Origin of the sequence: Aliirhizobium cellulosilyticum, from assembly GCF_014198105.1 — a bacterium.
GTDB classification, from domain to species: domain Bacteria; phylum Pseudomonadota; class Alphaproteobacteria; order Rhizobiales; family Rhizobiaceae; genus Neorhizobium; species Neorhizobium cellulosilyticum.
The window spans coordinates 1,215,361-1,232,527 of sequence record NZ_JACIGW010000001.1 but is presented as its reverse complement, the minus strand read 5'-3'; the positions used below and the strand labels follow the sequence as shown (position 1 = coordinate 1,232,527).

Sequence of the window (17,167 nt, the reverse complement as noted above, 5' to 3'; positions counted from 1 at the left end):
AGTGGTATTTCAGTACACTCAAGGAAAAGACGCCTCTTGCTGATAGAGGCGAAGCGCGGAGGCGCGACCCGCACAATTTGATCGCACCGGTGACTTTATCTTCGGCCTGTGGCATGGAGATATCATGAAGGCGATCCGGCAAATCCTATCGGACAGGATTCTGGCTACAGCACTGGCCGTAGCCCTTGGCTACCTGTTGGCATTTCAGGGCTTCACCGGAAATATGGCAAGGGCGTCGACAGCGATCGTCGCTCAAGATCAGCTTCACGTCCTTTGCGGCTCCAATGGCGTTTTTGACGCACAGCCTGACAGTTCAGATAAACCGCTGAAACGAAGTGCAGACTGCCCCTGCGCAAGCCTGTGCCGACTGACACATTCTGTCACATCCGCGATCCTGTCTGCCGGCCTTGCCTTGCAAGTATCTTTGGCACAGGCGCCGGCGAATATCGTTTTCGCAGTCCTCCCGACACCGGAACCAACGCGTCGGGGTCTATTGCCTGACGCCAGAGCACCTCCCTCGCTCGCCTGATCGTCCGCCGATACGGCAGGAACATCAATCTATCATTTCAAAGCAGTTTTAACCGCTTTGCCCTTCATCATTAGTTGGCCGTCACCGGAGCGCGCTTTCTCCTTCGGTAGGCAAAAGCCAACAGGAACACTCCCTCGGAGACACTCATGTTCATCAGGAACATCGCCACCTATGCCGTGCTCGGCACCATGCTCGCATTCGGCTCTGCCCAGGCGCATGGCTTCAAGCTCGGCCAGATCGAAATCGGTCACCCCTATTCCCGGGCAATGTTGCCCATGGCAAAGGTTGGCGGTGGCTATTTCAAGATTACAAATAACGGACCGGCAGACCGCCTCGTCAGCGTCACATCCGATCGCGCCGGCAGTGTTGAGCTGCACGAGATGAAGATGAACGGCGCCGTGATGCAGATGCGCGAACTTGAAGCAGGCATCGCAATTCCGGCCAACACCACGGTCGAACTCAAGCCCGGCAGCTACCACCTGATGTTCATCAACGTGCCGCAGCCCTTCAAGGAAGGTGAGATGATCAAGGCGACGCTGGTGTTTGAGAAAGCAGGGTCCGTCGATGTCGAATTTGCTGTTGGCCCGGGAGCAGGCGACAAGGGCAGTGATGCACACGCTGAACACGGGAAATGACGATGAAAAATCCGTTCATGCTGATCGCCACGACGATCTGCGCGGCCTTCTTCTGTGTGCTGGTCGGCATCCTGTTCTTCACCTTCAAGGATGAGCCGCGAAACAGCAAGTTCGGCACCGCCTTCTCCCTGGTTAACGACAAGGGTGAAACGGTCGACCAGTCGATCTTCAAGGGCAATCCGTCACTGGTCTATTTCGGCTATACGCATTGCCCCGAGGTTTGCCCGACAACGCTTTTCGAGGTTGCGGGATATCTGAACCAGCTCGGAGAAGAAGGTGCTCCGATCAAGAGCTACCTGTTCACGGTCGATCCGGAACGGGATACGCCCGAGATCATGAACGGATATGTCACCGCGTTTTCAGACCGGATCACCGGCGTGACCGGTACGCCTGAAGAAATGAAGCGGGTAATAGCCGGCTGGAAGGCATTTGCGGAAAAGGTGCCGAACAAGAGCGGCGGCTATTCCATGAGCCATACAATGGATCTTTTCCTCATCGGCGCCGATGGCCGCCTGAAAGGCCTTATCCCATATGGTGCGGACTCCGACGATGCGGTTGAAAAAATCCGCAGCAGACTCCTGTAACAACGCAGAGCGTTACTGGATCGGACGCCGGACAGTAATCCGGCGTCCGCAAAGGATCATGCTGAACGCGAACTGCGATAGACCGACACGCCGAGTTCGCGGATCTTCTTGCGAAGCGTGTTACGGTTGAGACCGAGCAGGTCAGCCGCCTTGATCTGGTTGCCACGGGTTGCAGTCAGCGCAGCAAGGATCAGTGGATATTCCATTTCGGTCAGGACACGATCGTAAAGGCCAGGCGGCGGCAGGTTGTCGCCGAACCCTGCAAAATAGGTCCGCATGTTTTCTTCCACCGCCTGAGCGATGGTCAGTGAACCGCCGCGTGGACTTACCTTGTCGATGGGGCTGTCGGGCACGTCCGACCGCAATTCCGTATCGATGATCTCCCTCGTGATCACCTCTTGCGGATAAAGCGCCATCAGGCGGCGCACCAGGTTTTCCAGTTCGCGCACGTTGCCCGGCCAGGCATAGGACTTCATCACGTCCAGCGCCTCGCTGTCGAAACGCTTGCCGTCAAGCCCTTCCTTTTCCGCCATCTGCATGAAGTGTCGGACGAGATCGGGAATATCTTCCGCGCGGTCGCGCAACGGCGGCAGGCGCAGCGGCACGACATTGAGGCGATAATAAAGATCTTCGCGGAACAGGCCCTGATTGATCAGGTGCTTCAGATCCTTGTTGGTGGCAGCAACGATGCGCACGTCGGTGCGGATCGGCGTGCGCCCGCCGACCGTCGTATATTCGCCCTGCTGCAGTACGCGTAAGAGACGCGTCTGGGCATCCATCGGCATGTCGCCGATTTCGTCGAGGAACAGCGTGCCACCCTCGGCCTGTTCGAAACGACCGGTCGAGCGGTTTTGCGCACCGGTAAAGGCGCCCTTCTCGTGACCGAACAATTCCGATTCGATCAGGTCGCGCGGAATGGCGGCCATGTTGATCGCCACGAACGGACCGTTACGGCGCTTGCCGTAATCGTGCAGCGCGCGCGCAACGAGTTCCTTGCCGGTACCCGATTCACCGGTGATCATCAGCGTCAGGTCCGTCTGCATCAGACGGGCGAGAACGCGGTAGATTTCCTGCATCGCGGCAGAGCGACCAACCAGGGGCATGCCGTCCTGCATGTCGTCATCGAGACGGGCAGGCTTGCGCTTCGGCTCGGCCAGCGCCCGGCCGATGATGGCAATCAGTTCCGTGAGGTCGAAGGGCTTCGGAAGATAATCATAGGCACCCTTTTCCGATGCCCGGATCGCCGTCATGAACGTATTCTGCGCGCTCATGACGAGCACCGGCAGATCGGGGCGAGCCTTCTTGATCCGCGGCAGAAGGTCGAAGGCGTTTTCGTCCGGCATGACGACGTCGGTCACGACGAGGTCACCCTCTCCAGCCGAAACCCATCGCCACAGCGTGGCGGCATTCGACGTGATGCGTACCTCGTAACCGGCCCGGGTCAGGGCCTGGTTCAGGACGGTACGTATGGCCGCGTCGTCGTCGGCGACAAGGATCGTGGCAGTCATTTTTCGCTTCCTGTGGAGTTCAAGGCGCGGCCGTCACCGGCTTCTTCCTTGTGCATGGGCATCAGAACACGGAATATGGTCCGGCGCGCCTGGCTGTCGCATTCGACTATGCCGCCATGGCCGCCGATGATCTTGGCGACCAGCGCCAGCCCGAGGCCGGAACCGTTGGTCTTTGTGGTGATGAACGGGTCGAAAAGGTTGGGAACAAGGTCCGCCGGTACGCCGGGACCATTGTCGATAACGCAAAATTCCAGCGGCAGAGAAATCTTCTCACGCGTGCCGGCGACAGAGAGACGGATACCGGGGCGATAGGCCGTCGTCAGCATGATTTCTGCGTCAGCCTGGCCATCCACAGCTTCGGCCGCATTCTTGATCAGGTTGAGAAACACCTGAACCAGTTGATCGCGGTTGGCATAGACCGGCGGCAGCGACGGATCGTACATCTCCGAAATCTTGATTTCGCGGGCAAAGCCGGCCTTGGCGACAGCCTTAACATGATCGAGCACGGAGTGAATGTTGAGCGGCACACGATCGACCGGGCGCTCGTCGGAGAACACTTCCATACGATCGACCAGAGATACGATCCGGTCGGTCTCGTCGCAGATCAGCCGCGTCAGCGGGCGGTCGTCATCCGGCACGACCGATTCGAGCAACTGCGCCGCACCGCGAATGCCTGACAGCGGGTTCTTGATCTCGTGCGCCAGCATCGAGGCAAGTCCCGTGACCGAGCGGGCTGCCGCGCGATGGGTCAGCTGGCGATCAATCTTGTCCGCCATCGAGCGTTCCTGGAACACCACGACGACAGAACCGGGTTCGCTCACCACCGGTGCGACATACAAATCGACCAGCTTTTCCTGACCGAGTTTTGGCGAGGACAGGTCGACGCGATACTCGTTGACCGGCGCTTTGCGCTCCCGCACCTGATCGATCAGCGCCAGAAGCGGGCTGCCGAACGGAATGAAGCTCGAAATCTTGTATTTGGCCAGATGCGCTGCGCTTGCCCCGAAAAAGGCTTCCGCCTCCCAGTTGGCAAACGCGATCTTCCCCGCCTGATCGACCAGAATGACCGGGTTCTGCACGGAATTGAGGACGGCCATGGCCAGCGCCTGCCCATGGGCAGCATCCTGAACGGCGGACTTTGTCATGCAGCCTCCTTGCGGGCCGGTATTGATGCGCCGTTTTCGAAAACGGATGTAAGGCGGCGGATAACATCAGCCGGATCACGAGACATCATGATGGCAGCCTTGTCCTCTGCCGAAATGTCGCAATCCTGACGTTCGATATACCAGCCGAGTTGTTTGCGGGCGTGCCTGAGCCCGGCCTCGACGCCGTAAAACTCGAGCATCGCCTCATAGTGTTCTATGACGATGGCGCAGATTTCGTTTGCCGCCGGTGCCGCATGGCCTGCGAGCCAGCCGACATGCCAGGGGCGCCCCTGCGCGCCGCGACCGACCATGACTGCATCCGCACCCGACCGGCGCAGGATTTCCGTCGCATCCTCAGGCGTCTGCACGTCACCATTGGCAATCAGCGGAATGGAGAGCACGTCGCGCACGGCGTAAATAGCGTCCCAATCCGCCTTGCCTTCGTAGAACTGCATACGGGTGCGTCCATGCACGGTGACAAGCTGAACACCCGCCTCCTGCGCGCGGCGCGCAATCAGTGGAGCGTTGAGACTGTCATGATCCCAGCCCAGCCGCATCTTCACCGTGACCGGGACGGAAACGGCCTTCACCGTTGCCTCGATCATCGACAACGCATGGTCCGGATCCCGCATCAGGGCCGATCCGGAATAACCGCCGGTTACCTTCTTGGCGGGACACCCCATATTGATATCGATGATGTCGGCGCCATTGTCGGCGGAAATCTTCGCAGCCTCAGCCATCCAATAGGCTTCGCGACCTGCCAGTTGCACCATATGCGGCGTCATGCCGGCATTCTTCAGTCGCGCCCAGGATTCACCCTTGTTCATCGCAAGCTCGCGGCTCGCCACCATTTCGGTAACGACAAGGCCCGCCCCGAAGCGCCATGCAAGCTTACGGAAAGCAAGGTCGGTTACTCCCGACATCGGCGCAAGCACCGCCCGATTGCGGACAGTGACCGATCCGATCTGAAATGGTCTGGCGAGGTCGCTGCAATGCAATTGATGATCTTTCAGGCAAGTCCGCATTATGCACTATTTTTATTCAGCTCTTGAGCGTTTGCCAAGAGCAATTCCGGAACTGCGTTATTTTTAAGCGACGTGCTGGAAATACGGCTTTTGAGGCTATAGTTCTCGCCCTGTCAATCCAAATCGATATTGAAGAAATCCACTACAGGACGGGAACAGCAACTCCATGACAATCGGCATCGTCATCGTCGCGGCAGGACGAGGGGAAAGAGTTGGCTCACCGGACGAGGGGCCGAAGCAATATCGTCCGATCGGCGGCCGGCCGGTTATCGCCCATACGCTCGACACCTTTCTGAGCTGGCAAAGACGCGGACCGATCGTCGTCGTCATCCATCCGGATGACGAGGAACTGTATGCGGCGGCGACAGTCGGGCTTGCGGCGTCAGACATCACTCTCGCCTTCGGCGGAAACACGCGGCAACGCTCTGTTTATGAGGGCCTCAAAGCTCTTTCCGCCACCGAAGCAACCCATGTAATGATCCATGATGCAGCACGCCCCTTCGTCGATCACGCAATGCTCGATCGAATTGCTGAAGCATTCGACAACGGCGTCGATGCCGTCCTGCCGGCCGTCGCCGTCACCGACACATTGAAACGCAGCGGCAGTGATGGCCTCGTGCACGAAACGGTTCCGCGCTCAGGACTTTATGCCGCCCAGACGCCTCAAAGTTTCCTGCTGTCGGAAATCCGCTCTGCGCATGAAAAGGCTGCGGCGCTTCGCCGCGACGATTTTACCGATGACGCAGCAATCGCCGAATGGTCCGGACTGTCGGTTTCAATCGTCGAAGGCTCCGTCGACAATATCAAGCTTACCGTGAAACGGGACATGACCATGGCCGATGAAAGGCTTACAGCAAACGCCCTCCTCCCTGACGTCCGAACAGGCAACGGCTATGACGTGCACCAGCTCGTACCGGGTGATGGCGTGACGCTTTGCGGCGTCTTCATTCCCCATGACCAGAAACTGTCCGGCCATTCGGATGCGGACGTCGCGCTGCACGCCCTGACCGACGCGCTGCTCGCCACATGCGGCGCCGGCGATATCGGCGACCATTTCCCGCCCTCCGACATGCAGTGGAAAGGAGCACCTTCAAAGATCTTCCTCGACCACGCGGCAAAAATCGTGCGCGAAAAAGGCGGCACAATCATGAATGCCGACGTATCGTTGATTGCCGAGGCACCGAAAGTCGGCCCTCACCGCGACAAGATGCGCGAGAACATGGCGGCAATTCTCGGTATTTCGCTCGACCGTTGCTCGGTAAAGGCAACGACCAACGAGACGATCGGCTTTGTCGGCCGCCGCGAAGGAATAGCCGCCATCGCAACCGCGACCGTCGTTTATCGCGGATCGCAGGCATGAGCCTTTTTCCGATAGACATAGAGGATGATGCACGCCGGATCGTCTGGGCATTTTCCGAACGCGGATTGATGATCTCCACAGCCGAATCCTGCACAGGCGGCCTCATTGTCGGCGCGTTGACGGATATCAGCGGCTCCTCCGCCGTGGTCGACCGCGGCTTCGTCACCTATACCAACGAAGCCAAGATGGATCTGCTGGGTGTCAATGCCGCGACGTTGAAGGCTTATGGCGCCGTATCGGAGCAGACCGCGCTTCAGATGGTTCAGGGAGCCCTCTTCCGCTCACGCGCCGATATTGCGGTCGCCGTGACAGGAATCGCCGGACCCGGTGGCGGATCGGCGGAAAAGCCTGTCGGCCTCGTACACATCGCGGCGCGCAGCCGCGCTGGTACGATCCTGCATCGGGAAATGCGCTACGGCGATATAGGCCGCAACGAAGTGCGCCTTGCAACCCTGCGCACGGCCTTTGAGATGCTGATCGAAGTGGCAGGCGTTTGAGCGGCTCTCAGGCCGCGGCATAAATCTTGTCTGCGCGGCTCTCGAAAGCATCGGTAAACATGCGAAAAGCACGATCGAACATCGAGCCCATCAGCGCGCCGAGAATTATGCTTTTGAACTCGTAGTCTATGTAGAAATGCACGACACAACCGTCACCGCCATCGGTCGGCGGCTCGAAACGCCAGCGGTTGTCGAGATACTTGAACGGCCCCTCGATATACTTGACGTCGATCGCCTGTTCGGCCGGATTGAGGAGCACCTGGGTGGTGAAGGTTTCCTTGATCGCCTTGTAGCCCACCGTCATGTCGGCCAGGAGCAGGGTCTTGCCGTCCCGCTCCTTGGAACTGCGAATGCTGAGCGCCTCGCATAGCGGCAGGAATTCCGGATAGCGTTCGATATCCGCAACGAGGGCGTACATCTTTTCGGGGCTGTGCTTGACCGGGCGGCGAATGTCGAACTTTGGCATGACGTGGAGTTAAGCTGAGGTCTTTGGAAGATCAAGCCCCGACAAGGGAGAGAAGCTGCCGCATCTGACCGCGGGAGGTCAGGATCAATACGGGACAGTCAGGACTGAAACGCCGAACCCCGTCCACGATCCTCGGTGACGTCTGCCGCTCGAAATTCCAGATGAAGGATAGGAATTCGCGATCGAACAGTCTCTCCGGACATCCCGGCGCCATGTCCGGCCGCGTTTGCCCCAGATGGCGAAGGCTGCGGGAAATTACACCCCATAGGCAAAGCCAGCGCGGCATCCGCACCCAGATGATCGCATTTGCGCGCGGCATTCTCAGTTCGAAACTGGATGAACCCGTGCCATCCATGATCCAGCGATCTCGGGACACCGCTTCCGAAATCAAGGCCCGCGTCGTCTCACGATCCCGCTTCACCCAGCCCGGCAGCCAGTAAAAATCTCGGTCCATCGAGATATAGGGCAGCCGCAATCTATCGCTCAGCTTCCGCGAAAGCGTCGACTTACCGCCTCCCGAACAGCCGATCACAAGCACGCGCTCGCAAGCATGAAGCACTCGTGCCGCGTCCTCCGGATTGACAATATGCAACTGATTTCCCACCTGTTATGTGTCCGCTGCAACGCACATCTTCGGTTTGACGATTTTCAAGTTAAAGAAAATTAATGTAGCTTGAGGGGAGTTGTAATATTCCCTCGTCGCAATCCCGCCTATATTGGTGCATTGCAACATTCTAAAATCTATCGATCCGAAAGACGCATACCCATGGACGATTTCGCACAGATGATAAAGCTGCTCGAATCCGCTAAGCAGCTTGCGGATATGAACGGCATGCCGATGCTCGCCTATTTCATCGAAATGGCAAAAGGTGAAGCACGCGGACAGAAGGGCACACTGCGTGAACGCAGGCACGGCCAGGACAAGCGCCCCAAGATCGAGGCCGCTGAATAACCAGTGAGAGAGGTTGCCGCCTTATTCGGCGGCAGCCAGTAGCTTCTTTTCACGCGCAGCTCGCAACCGGGCAAAGTCGTCACCAGCATGATGCGACGAACGCGTGAGCGGGCTCGAAGCGACCATCAGGAAGCCCTTCGTATAAGCCACTGTCTCGTAAGACTTGAACTCTTCCGGTGTAACGAATTTCTCGACCTTGTGATGCTTGCGCGTCGGCTGCAGATACTGGCCGATTGTCAGGAAGTCGACATCCGCGGTTCTCAGATCATCCATCAGCTGCAGAACTTCATTACGCTCTTCACCGAGGCCAACCATGATGCCGGACTTGGTGAACATCGTCGGGTCGAGTTCCTTCACCCGTTGCAACAGCCGGATCGAGTGGAAATACCGGGCGCCTGGGCGAACCGTGAGATAATTGCCGGGAACGGTTTCCATATTATGGTTGAAGACGTCCGGCTTGGCGGCGACGACGCGCTCCAGCGCACCGGGCTTCTTCAAAAAGTCCGGCGTCAGGATTTCGATCGTTGTCAGCGGTGATGCGGCACGGATTGCCCAGATCACCTTTTCGAAATGTTCCGCACCACCATCGTCCAGATCGTCACGGTCGACGGAGGTAATGACGACGTGTTGCAGCCCCATTTCCTTGACGGCGCGTGCCACGCTTTCCGGTTCGGACATGTCGAGCGGGTTCGGCTTGCCTGTCGCGACATTGCAGAACGCGCAGGCGCGGGTACAGATTTCGCCCATGATCATGAAGGTGGCGTGCTTCTTGTCCCAGCACTCACCTATGTTGGGACAGCCCGCCTCTTCGCAGACTGTCACCAGCTTGTTCTCACGGACGATCGCACGAGTTTCTTGGTAGCCTTTCGATACCGGCGCCTTGACGCGGATCCAGTCCGGCTTGCGCATCACTTCGGTATCGGGCCGATGCGCCTTTTCCGGATGGCGGACGCGCTTCTCTTCGGAGAGATTGGTCCTGTCGAGAATGGTGACCATGAAATCCTGCCTTCAACTCCGCATTGATGTCGGAGCATGTTGTCGTTCGGAGATTCTCTATGCATGAACCGCGGCAAATGTTTGCGCGGCATAACCTGCCAGATCGCTACTTTAGCGCCTGACGATTTTGGCGACGAATAGCAAAAGGCTCGCGCCAAGGAAAGCCGTGACGAAATAGCCGAGACGGCTATCCTTTACCGGGACGTCGAACGTTCCCAGCACGGCGATCGCGACCACGGAACCGACGATACCAAGGATGATGTTCATGAAGATGCCGAAGCGCATGTCCATCAGCTTGCCGGCAAGCCAGCCCGCCAGTCCGCCGATGATGATCGCTCCGATCCAGCCAACGCTTTCCATCATTCCTCCTCCAAGACCCAGATAGTCGTTCGGCGCTCCCCATCATGAATGGGAAGCGCCTCTTGTTCGTATAGGGGAGCCGTATCAGGCGTTCAGAACGCGCCCATAAGCATCCAGCACACTTTCCTTCATCGATTCCGAAATGGTCGGATGCGGGAAGATGGTGTGCATCAGATCTTCTTCGGTCGTCTCAAGGTTCATCGCGACGACAAAGCCCTGGATCAGTTCGGTAACTTCCGCACCGACCATGTGGGCACCCAGCAGTTCGCCGGTCTTCTTGTCGAAGATCGTCTTGACCATGCCCTGGTCTTCGCCGAGCGCCACGGCCTTGCCGTTTGCGGCAAAGGAGAAGCGGCCGACGCGGATGTCGCGGCCCTGTTCCTTGGCCTTGGCTTCCGTCAGGCCAACCGAGGCGACCTGCGGGTTGCAATAGGTGCAGCCCGGGATCTTGCCCTTGTCGGTAGCATGGACGTTCGGCAGCCCAGCGATCTTCTCGACGCAGACAACGGCTTCATGCTCGGCCTTGTGAGCGAGAAGCGGGCCACCGGCAACGTCACCGATTGCGTAGATGCCGGGAACGTTGGTCTTGCCGTAACCATCGATGACGATGAAGCCGCGGTCGGTCTTCACGCCGGCGGCCTCGAGGCCGATGTTTTCGATATTGGCCTGAACGCCGACAGCCGAGATCATCCGGTCAGCCGTGATCTTTTCAGACGTTCCGTCCTTCTTTTCGATCGTGGCAGTGATCGAGTTTGCACCCTTCTCCACCTTGGCGACCTTGGCTTCCAGATGGATCTTGATGCCCTGCTTTTCGAACTGCTTCTTGGCAAAGGCGGAGATTTCCGCGTCTTCGACCGGCATGACCTGGCTCATGATTTCGACGACGGTCACGTCTACGCCCATCGTGCGGTAGAAGGAGGCGAATTCGATGCCGATCGCGCCCGAGCCCATGACCAGCAGCGATTTCGGCAGTTCTTCCGGCTTCATCGCTTCGAAATAGGTCCAGATCAGCTTGCCATCAGGCTCGATACCCGGCAGCGCGCGCGGACGGGCGCCGGTGGCAACGATGATGTGCTTGGCGGTATAGGTGCCCTCACCCAGCGTGTTCTTCGGCACCGGACCCTGCGGCTGAACGACCGGCTTGGTCGACTTGCCAACGACGATCTCGCCAGGCTTGGTGAGCTTGGCTTCACCCCAGATGATATCGACCTTGTTCTTCTTGAACAGGAAGCCGACGCCGTTGTTCATGCGGGCGGCAATGCCGCGCGAACGGGCAACGATCGCCTTGACGTCCGGCTTGATAGAGCCTTCAAGCGTCAGGCCGTAATCCTTGGCATGGGTGGCGGTGTGCAACACGTCGGCGGTGCGAAGCAGAGCCTTGGTCGGGATGCAGCCCCAGTTGGAGCAAATGCCGGCAAGGTGTTCGCGTTCGACGACCGCGACCTTCATGCCGAGCTGCGAGGCCCTGATCGCAGCGATATAACCACCAGGGCCGGAGCCGATTACAATAACGTCATAAGCGTTGGACATGAGCGCTTCCAATCCTCTTCTGTCGAGACCCCGGCGAAACACCTTGGGTCTTCACGGGATGGAAGCGCCTGACGGTCAGACCGCCAGCTTGATCGCTTCTGCTTCCGGTTCAGGCTGAACCAGCATCCCGTAGATTTCTTCCTTGAGCTGCCTGCGCTGCTTGCACATGTCGATGAGCATTGCATCGCCTGCGGGCTCGTTGCGTCTCTCGGCCAGTTGGACCCTCCGGCTCAGGTCTTCATAACTCCGGCACAGTCGGGCAAAATGCCCATCCGTTTCCTGGAGATGGCGCACAAGCGCCCTGAAATCCGGAAATTCTGCGGCCAGTTCATGCAGCGTGCCAGACATGGAACAAATCCCTTTATTAGTGAGGAAGTGTCCACGCTAGGTCCGCCTAAAATTACCTCCGTTGATCCAGATCAAAGGCCAAGCATCATTCGAACGATCGGCTCCAGACCGCGACCAATTGCCCGAGTTCCCTCAGGCGTCAAGTGTACACCGTCGACCGGGCTGGTACGGGCAACCGAACCTGCATCGAAGAAACCGCAGCCAAGATCATCGGCAAGATCACGGTAAAGCGATGCAAGCATCGCCGATTCCTCGACGCCATTACGGAAGATCGCCGAAAACACTGGATCGGCCGTTTCACAGAGTGGCGGCGGCGAAACGATCAGGATTTCCGGCGCATCATAATCGAACGAATACTCGTGGTGGCGGATCAGCCCTACGAGCCTCTGCAAGCCGGCGCGGGCCGCATAAGCGGTCCCGGCAATCGCCGGCTTCATATCGTTGGTACCGAGCATTATGACGACGAGATCAAGCGGCATATGGGTGTGAAGCGCCGTTGGAAGGTTCTTCACACCGTTGCGATCACAATCGGCCAGGTGATCGTCATAGCCGGTCGTGCGGCCGTTCAACCCTTCGGCAATCACGGTCACACCGGGCCCGAGGGCTGCACCGAGGACGCTTGGCCAGCGATCCTCGAAAGCATGCCGTCCCGGCCCTTCGGGGTCATACCCCCAGGTGAGACTGTCGCCGAAGCAGAGAACGGTCCTCATCCCGCCGTCCTTTTGCCGTTAAACCAGCATCGACATCGGATTTTCGATGTAGCGCTTGAAGGCGGACGCGAGTTCCGCACCGAGCGCACCATCGATGACGCGGTGGTCGAAGGCGAAGGTCGCCGACATCACCGTACCGACTTCAATCTTGCCGTTACGGACGACCGGCTTCTCGACGCCGGCACCGATCGACACGATCGAGGCCTGCGGCAGATTGACGATCGAAGTGAACGAAGAGACGCCGAACATGCCGAGGTTGGACACCGAGGTCGTGCCACCCTGGTATTCTTCAGGCTTCAACTTCTTGTCGCGGGCGCGCTTGGCCATGTCCTTCACCTCGTTGGAGATGACCGACAGGGCCTTGGTTTCGGCCTTGCGAACGATCGGCGTGATCAGACCGTCCGGGATAGAAACGGCGACACCGACGTCGGAATGCTTGTGCAGCACGCGTGCGGTCGAAGTCCAGGAGGCGTTTGCCATCGGAAAGTCGCGCAGCGCCAGCGCCATCGCCTTGATGATGAAGTCGTTGACGGAGAGCTTGAAGGCCGGAACCTCGCCCTTCTCGGTCTTGTTCACCGGAGCCGACTTGTTGATCTCGGCACGCAGAGCCAGGAGCGCGTCGAGTTCGCAATCCATCGATACCGTGTAGGACGGAACCGTCTGGGTGGACTCGGTCAGGCGTGCGGCGATCGTCTTGCGCATGCCGTCATGCGGCAGAAGCTCGTAGGAGCCTTCCGCAAACAGCTTGAGCGTGCTTTCGTCCGACGGACCCTTTGCGGCAGCCGGTGCCGGGGCGGCAGCGGATTGTGCAGCAGCCGGAGCAGATTTTGCACCGCCGGCGGCAGCCTTTTCGACGTCTGCCTTGACCACACGGCCATGCGGGCCGGTGCCGGTGACGGCAGAAAGATCGAGACCAGCTTCCTTGGCGAGACGACGGGCGAGCGGCGACGAGAAGACGCGCTTGCCATCGGCAACCGGAGCAGGCGTCGACGGTGCCGGCGCAGCGTCGGTGACCGGAACGGCGGCCTTCGAAGCTTCAGCGGTCTTTTCGGCCGGAGCAGCCTCCGCCTTCGAGGCGGAACCCGCACCGGCAGCAGCGGCCGCAACGTCTTCGCCTTCTTCGGCAATGATGGCGATCAGTGCATTGACCTTGACCGATTCAGTGCCGGCCGGAACAACGATCTTGGCGATCGTGCCCTCGTCGACAGCTTCGACTTCCATCGTCGCTTTGTCGGTTTCGATCTCGGCGATCACGTCACCGGACTTGATCTTGTCGCCTTCCTTGACCAGCCACTTAGCGAGGTTGCCCTCTTCCATGGTCGGAGAAAGGGCAGGCATGGTGATGTTGATAGGCATCCTATCACCCTTCCCTTACTTGTAGCAGACGGTTTTGACCGCCTGAACGACTTCGCCGACAGTCGGCAGAGCCAGCTTTTCGAGGTTGGCGGCGTAAGGCATCGGAACGTCCTTGCCGGCGATCGTCAGAACCGGGGCATCGAGATAGTCGAAGGCCTGCTGCATGACGCGGGTGGCGATTTCGGTGCCGACCGAGTTCTGCGGGTAACCTTCCTCGACAGTGACGAGGCGACCGGTCTTCTTGACGGATTCGATGACGGTCGGCAGGTCCATCGGACGGATCGTGCGAAGGTCGATCAGTTCGACATCGATGCCTTCCTTCTCGAGTTTGGCAACCGCCTTAACGGCGTAGGTCATGCCGATACCGAAGGAAACGATCGTTGCGTCCTTGCCCTTGCGGTGGATGCGCGCCTTGCCGATCGGCAGAACGAAATCATCCAGCTTCGGCACATCGAAATGCTGACCGTAGAGGATTTCGTTTTCGAGGAAGACGACCGGGTTCGGATCGCGGATAGCAGCCTTCAAGAGACCCTTTGCGTCGGCAGCCGTGTAAGGCATGACGACCTTGAGGCCGGGGATCTGGCTGTACCACGAGGAGAAGTCCTGGCTGTGCTGTGCGCCAACGCGGGCAGCAGCGCCGTTCGGACCGCGGAACACGATCGGAGCACCCATCTGACCACCCGACATGTAGAGCGTCTTGGCAGCAGAGTTGATGATCTGGTCAATCGCCTGCATGGCGAAGTTGAACGTCATGAACTCGACGATCGGCTTCAGGCCGGACATGGCTGCACCGACGCCGATACCGGCAAAACCGTGTTCGGTGATCGGAGTATCGACAACGCGCTTGGCACCGAATTCCTGCAGCAACCCTTGCGTGATCTTGTAGGCGCCCTGATATTCGGCGACTTCTTCACCCATGACGAATACGTCGCCATCGCGGCGCATTTCTTCAGCCATTGCGTCGCGCAGAGCTTCGCGAACGGTCGTCGAAACCATTTCGGTGCCGGCAGGGATATCCGGATCAGCAGCGACTTCGACCTTCGGCTGAGCCGGGACCGAAGCGGATGCGGGCTTTGCTTCTTCAGCGGCAGGTGCCTCGGCCTTCGGAGCTTCGGCTGCCGGAGCGGAAGAACCGATCGCATCGGCGCTTTCGCCTTCGGCAAGCAGGATCGCGATCTTGGTGTTGACCTTGACGTTTTCGGTGCCGGCTTCGACCAGCAGCTTGCCGATCACGCCTTCATCGACGGCTTCCACTTCCATGGTCGCCTTGTCGGTCTCGATTTCAGCAATGACATCGCCGGACTTGACGGTGTCGCCTTCCTTCTTGACCCATTTGGAAAGCGTGCCTTCCTCCATCGTCGGAGAAAGTGCAGGCATCAGGATATCGATAGGCATAGGTTCTTTCCTCCCCGCGCTTAGAGCAGGATATCGGTGTAGAGCTCGGATGCATCCGGCTCCGGATCGTTCTGAGCGAAGTCGGCGCTATCCGTAACGATGTCGCGGATATCCTTGTCGATCGCCTTCAGTTCGTCCTCGGACGCCCAGCCCTTTTCGAGCAGACGGTTGCGAACCTGTTCGATCGGATCCTGCTCCGAGCGCATCTTCTGCACTTCTTCCTTGGAGCGGTACTTTGCCGGGTCGGACATGGAGTGACCGCGGTAACGGTAGGTCAGCATTTCGAGAATGATCGGACCCTTGCCGGAGCGGCAATGGGCGAGCGCCTCGTCAGCCGCAGCCTTGACGGCGCGCACATCCATGCCATCCACCTGGATACCCGGAATGCCGAAGCCGACGCCGCGCATCGAATAGTTCGACTGTGCGGTTGCGCGCGCGGTCGAGGTGCCCATGGCATAACGGTTGTTCTCGACGATGTAGATGATCGGCAGTTTCCACAGAGCAGCCATATTGAAGCTCTCGTAGACCTGACCCTGGTTGGCAGCGCCATCGCCGAAATAGGCAACAGATACGCTGTCATTGTTGCGATAGGCATTGGCGAAGGCGAGACCGGTGCCGAGCGACACCTGCGCACCGACGATACCGTGACCGCCGTAGAAATGCTTCTCCTTGGAGAACATGTGCATCGAGCCGCCCTTGCCCTTGGACAAGCCACCGCGACGACCGGTAAGCTCGGCCATGACGCCACGCGGGCTCATGCCGCAAGCAAGCATGTGGCCGTGGTCGCGATAGGCGGTGATGACCTGATCGCCTTCCTGCTGCGCCATCTGCATGCCGACGACGACAGCTTCCTGGCCGATATAGAGATGGCAGAAACCGCCGATGAAGCCCATGCCATAGAGCTGGCCGGCCTTCTCTTCGAAGCGACGGATCAGCAGCATCTCTCGATACGCGTGCAGATCGTCGTCCTTGCCGAATTCCGGCGTATTCTTGCCGGTAAATTCCTTCGAGGCTGTTTTGCTGGCAGATTTTGCCGCTGGCTTGCGGCCGGATGCAGACGCGGATTTGGTTTGCGCCATCGATCCCTCCCTATGTGCTGCATTGAAAGAGCGGCATCGAGACGAGCACATGCACGCCGCAACCCACTCCGGTTTCTGCAGCTAACATAGGGAAGAAAGCGCGCCCCAGCAATGACATATTTGCATGGCTCTCATTCCGCATAAGCCACTGAAATAAATCACGAAAATCAAGTTAACCGAAATTAGGTTAACTCAGAAATAATTGTTAAATATGACTATTTCGTCCGAGCGGGATACATTTAATTGATAACGCGCAATTTCATCAAGCATGTCTTTATCGAGTGAGCCATCACTCATCAGATGGACCTGACGCTCCAATGCTTCGCGCTTGGAGGTGAGCGCCGCAAGCTCGCTGCTACGCGCGATGCGCTGCTTCTCGAACTCCTCGGTCGCGATAAGACCAAGATCACCGTGGATAGAATGATAGCCGAAATAGGAAAGAAACGCGACGGTGATTGCAGGCAGGATGAAACGGCCAAACTTTCTTTGTTTGTGATGTCTTGTCCACATGCCTGTTCTTAAACCTTGAGCTTACGCGGCGGGAGCGATTCATCGTCCCAGGATAGGATCTGAAAATCGCAGAACTTGCTTAAGCATTCGTTTCGTTTGCCGCGCTGCAGCGCAGATATGAAAAAGCCCGCGTCGAGGACGCGGGCTTTTCGAATGTCATTCTGCCTTCAGGAGAGCGGCCT

The 17,167-nt window shown here is 58.6% G+C and carries 19 protein-coding genes; 5 read left to right on the top strand and 14 right to left on the bottom strand.

The features are described 5' to 3' along the window. Window positions 1–675: 675 nt before the first annotated feature. Both GGE33_RS05775 and GGE33_RS05770 read left to right on the top strand, forming a co-directional pair. Entirely contained in the window at window positions 676–1,164 is a 489-nt protein-coding gene (locus GGE33_RS05775; protein WP_183821551.1) for a copper chaperone PCu(A)C, read from the top strand. Window positions 1,165–1,166: 2 nt separating this feature from the next. Next, window positions 1,167–1,748, top strand: a complete 582-nt coding sequence (locus GGE33_RS05770) for an SCO family protein (RefSeq protein ID WP_148144875.1) — start codon at window positions 1,167–1,169, stop codon at window positions 1,746–1,748. Window positions 1,749–1,804: 56 nt separating this feature from the next. On the opposite strand, the gene ntrC is transcribed toward GGE33_RS05770, so the two are convergent. From ntrC to dusB, 3 genes are read right to left on the bottom strand one after another with little or no spacing between them, the layout of a single operon-like run. Continuing rightward, window positions 1,805–3,256: a nitrogen regulation protein NR(I) gene (gene ntrC / locus GGE33_RS05765; protein ID WP_148144876.1), complete on the bottom strand. Its 1,452-nt coding sequence runs from the start codon at window positions 3,254–3,256 to the stop codon at window positions 1,805–1,807. Further along, window positions 3,253–4,401, bottom strand: a complete 1,149-nt coding sequence (locus GGE33_RS05760) for a two-component system sensor histidine kinase NtrB (RefSeq protein WP_183821550.1) — start codon at window positions 4,399–4,401, stop codon at window positions 3,253–3,255. The genes ntrC and GGE33_RS05760 overlap by 4 nt, the downstream gene beginning before the upstream one ends. Further along, window positions 4,398–5,426 (bottom strand): tRNA dihydrouridine synthase DusB, encoded by a 1,029-nt coding sequence (gene dusB / locus GGE33_RS05755; RefSeq protein ID WP_183821549.1) that lies wholly within the window; start codon window positions 5,424–5,426, stop codon window positions 4,398–4,400. The genes GGE33_RS05760 and dusB overlap by 4 nt, the downstream gene beginning before the upstream one ends. Window positions 5,427–5,592: 166 nt before the next feature. Between dusB and GGE33_RS05750 the strand changes: the two genes are divergently transcribed. Together GGE33_RS05750 and GGE33_RS05745 are read left to right on the top strand one after the other, a co-directional pair. Beyond that, a complete protein-coding gene (locus GGE33_RS05750) occupies window positions 5,593–6,786 on the top strand; it encodes a bifunctional 2-C-methyl-D-erythritol 4-phosphate cytidylyltransferase/2-C-methyl-D-erythritol 2,4-cyclodiphosphate synthase (RefSeq protein ID WP_183821548.1) in 1,194 nt (397 codons plus the stop codon). Beyond that, window positions 6,783–7,283: a CinA family protein gene (locus GGE33_RS05745; protein ID WP_183821547.1), complete on the top strand. Its 501-nt coding sequence runs from the start codon at window positions 6,783–6,785 to the stop codon at window positions 7,281–7,283. Before GGE33_RS05750 ends, GGE33_RS05745 begins: the two co-directional genes overlap by 4 nt. A 7-nt stretch (window positions 7,284–7,290) precedes the next feature. Here the strand turns inward: GGE33_RS05745 and GGE33_RS05740 are convergent, their stop codons facing one another. Together GGE33_RS05740 and GGE33_RS05735 are read right to left on the bottom strand one after the other, a co-directional pair. Beyond that, on the bottom strand, window positions 7,291–7,749 hold the full coding sequence (locus GGE33_RS05740; RefSeq protein ID WP_183821546.1) for a type II toxin-antitoxin system RatA family toxin: 459 nt from the start codon (window positions 7,747–7,749) through the stop codon (window positions 7,291–7,293). Between the two features lie 31 nt (window positions 7,750–7,780). Then, the gene (locus GGE33_RS05735; protein WP_183821545.1) at window positions 7,781–8,341 is read right to left on the bottom strand and encodes a P-loop NTPase family protein; all 561 of its coding nucleotides are present in this window, start codon (window positions 8,339–8,341) and stop codon (window positions 7,781–7,783) included. A 174-nt stretch (window positions 8,342–8,515) separates the two neighbouring features. Between GGE33_RS05735 and GGE33_RS05730 the strand changes: the two genes are divergently transcribed. After that, on the top strand, window positions 8,516–8,701 hold the full coding sequence (locus tag GGE33_RS05730) for a hypothetical protein (protein WP_148144882.1): 186 nt from the start codon (window positions 8,516–8,518) through the stop codon (window positions 8,699–8,701). Window positions 8,702–8,722: 21 nt separating this feature from the next. Here the strand turns inward: GGE33_RS05730 and lipA are convergent, their stop codons facing one another. The 9 genes from lipA to GGE33_RS05685 all read right to left on the bottom strand — a co-directional run bounded on the left by lipA (window position 8,723) and on the right by GGE33_RS05685 (window position 16,985). Next, window positions 8,723–9,697: a lipoyl synthase gene (gene lipA / locus GGE33_RS05725; RefSeq protein ID WP_183821544.1), complete on the bottom strand. Its 975-nt coding sequence runs from the start codon at window positions 9,695–9,697 to the stop codon at window positions 8,723–8,725. Window positions 9,698–9,808: 111 nt separating this feature from the next. Continuing rightward, window positions 9,809–10,057: a GlsB/YeaQ/YmgE family stress response membrane protein gene (locus tag GGE33_RS05720; RefSeq protein WP_139677981.1), complete on the bottom strand. Its 249-nt coding sequence runs from the start codon at window positions 10,055–10,057 to the stop codon at window positions 9,809–9,811. A gap of 84 nt (window positions 10,058–10,141) precedes the next feature. After that, window positions 10,142–11,587, bottom strand: coding sequence for a dihydrolipoyl dehydrogenase (gene lpdA / locus GGE33_RS05715; RefSeq protein WP_183821543.1), 1,446 nt, complete (start codon window positions 11,585–11,587; stop codon window positions 10,142–10,144). Window positions 11,588–11,662: 75 nt separating this feature from the next. Continuing rightward, the gene (locus tag GGE33_RS05710) at window positions 11,663–11,935 is read right to left on the bottom strand and encodes an HP1242/YdcH family protein (protein ID WP_183821542.1); all 273 of its coding nucleotides are present in this window, start codon (window positions 11,933–11,935) and stop codon (window positions 11,663–11,665) included. A 71-nt stretch (window positions 11,936–12,006) separates the two neighbouring features. Then, window positions 12,007–12,645: an SGNH/GDSL hydrolase family protein gene (locus GGE33_RS05705; protein ID WP_183821541.1), complete on the bottom strand. Its 639-nt coding sequence runs from the start codon at window positions 12,643–12,645 to the stop codon at window positions 12,007–12,009. A gap of 18 nt (window positions 12,646–12,663) precedes the next feature. Continuing rightward, the gene (locus tag GGE33_RS05700; RefSeq protein ID WP_183821540.1) at window positions 12,664–14,001 is read right to left on the bottom strand and encodes a pyruvate dehydrogenase complex dihydrolipoamide acetyltransferase; all 1,338 of its coding nucleotides are present in this window, start codon (window positions 13,999–14,001) and stop codon (window positions 12,664–12,666) included. A gap of 15 nt (window positions 14,002–14,016) precedes the next feature. Then, the gene (locus GGE33_RS05695) at window positions 14,017–15,396 is read right to left on the bottom strand and encodes a pyruvate dehydrogenase complex E1 component subunit beta (RefSeq protein WP_183821539.1); all 1,380 of its coding nucleotides are present in this window, start codon (window positions 15,394–15,396) and stop codon (window positions 14,017–14,019) included. Window positions 15,397–15,416: 20 nt separating this feature from the next. Further along, on the bottom strand, window positions 15,417–16,475 hold the full coding sequence (gene pdhA / locus GGE33_RS05690) for a pyruvate dehydrogenase (acetyl-transferring) E1 component subunit alpha (RefSeq protein ID WP_183821538.1): 1,059 nt from the start codon (window positions 16,473–16,475) through the stop codon (window positions 15,417–15,419). Between the two features lie 192 nt (window positions 16,476–16,667). Continuing rightward, window positions 16,668–16,985, bottom strand: coding sequence for an FtsB family cell division protein (locus GGE33_RS05685; RefSeq protein ID WP_183821537.1), 318 nt, complete (start codon window positions 16,983–16,985; stop codon window positions 16,668–16,670). Between the last annotated feature and the right edge of the window lie 182 nt (window positions 16,986–17,167).